1 protein-coding gene is annotated in these 1,128 nt (G+C 65.9%); it reads left to right on the top strand.

Going from position 1 to position 1,128, the window contains the following annotated elements; genetic code table 11:
* Positions 1-17 precede the first annotated feature (17 nt).
* Positions 18-1,127 (top strand): S-(hydroxymethyl)glutathione dehydrogenase/class III alcohol dehydrogenase, encoded by a 1,110-nt coding sequence (locus HLA95_RS27425; RefSeq protein ID WP_191062589.1) that lies wholly within the window; start codon positions 18-20, stop codon positions 1,125-1,127.
* Position 1,128 lies beyond the last annotated feature (1 nt).

Genomic DNA, 1,128 nt, shown 5'->3' with positions numbered 1-1,128 from the left:
AAGGAAGGAACGCGACGATGAAGGTACAGGCCGCGGTGGCGTTTGCGGCGGGCGAGCCGTTGCGGATCGAGACGGTCGATCTGGAAGGGCCCAAGGCGTTCGAGGTGCTGGTGGAGCTGAAAGCCACCGGGATCTGCCACACCGACGAGTTCACCCGGTCGGGCGCCGATCCGGAAGGGATCTTCCCGGCGATCCTGGGCCATGAGGGTGCCGGCGTGGTGGTGGAGTGCGGGCCGGGTGTCACCTCGGTCAAGCCCGGCGACCACGTGATCCCGCTCTACACGCCCGAATGCCGGCAGTGCAAAAGCTGCCTGTCGCGCAAGACCAATCTGTGCACCGCGATCCGCGCCACGCAAGGCAAGGGGCTGATGCCGGACGGCACCACCCGCTTCTCGCTGAAAGGCGAGCCGATCTATCATTACATGGGCTGCTCGACGTTTGCCAACTACACGGTGGTGCCGGAGATCGCCCTCGCCAAGATCCGCGAGGACGCGCCCTTCGACAAGGTCTGCTATGTCGGCTGCGGGGTGACCACCGGGATCGGGGCGGTGATCTGGACCGCCAAGATCGAGGTGGGCTCGAACGTGGTGGTGTTCGGCTTGGGCGGCATCGGGCTGAACGTGATCCAGGGAGCCAAGCTCGCTGGCGCCAAGATGATCGTGGGCGTGGACCTGAACCCCGAGCGCGAGGCGATGGCCCGCCAGTTCGGGCTGACCCATTTCGTCAACCCGAAGGAGGTGCAGGGCGACCTGGTCCAGCATCTGGTGGCGCTCACCGATGGCGGGGCGGACTACAGCTTCGAGTGCGTGGGCAATGTCCAGCTGATGCGCCAGGCGCTGGAATGCTGCCATCGCGGCTGGGGCGTCTCGACCATCATCGGCGTGGCCGGGGCCGGCCAGGAGATCGCGACCAGGCCGTTCCAGCTGGTCACCGGCCGCAAGTGGCAGGGCACCGCCTTTGGCGGGGCCAGGGGCCGCACCGACACGCCCAAGATCGTCGAGTGGTACATGGACCAGCAGATCCAGATCGACCCGCTGATCACCCACACCCTCAAGCTCGAAGACATCAACGACGCCTTCGACCTCATGCACCAGGGCAAGTCGATCCGATCCGTGGTCGTTTATTGAG

Origin of the sequence: Geminicoccus harenae (assembly GCF_019800005.1) — a bacterium.
In the GTDB taxonomy this organism is placed as follows: domain Bacteria; phylum Pseudomonadota; class Alphaproteobacteria; order Geminicoccales; family Geminicoccaceae; genus Geminicoccus; species Geminicoccus harenae.
This window is presented reverse-complemented; position numbering and strand designations above follow the sequence as displayed.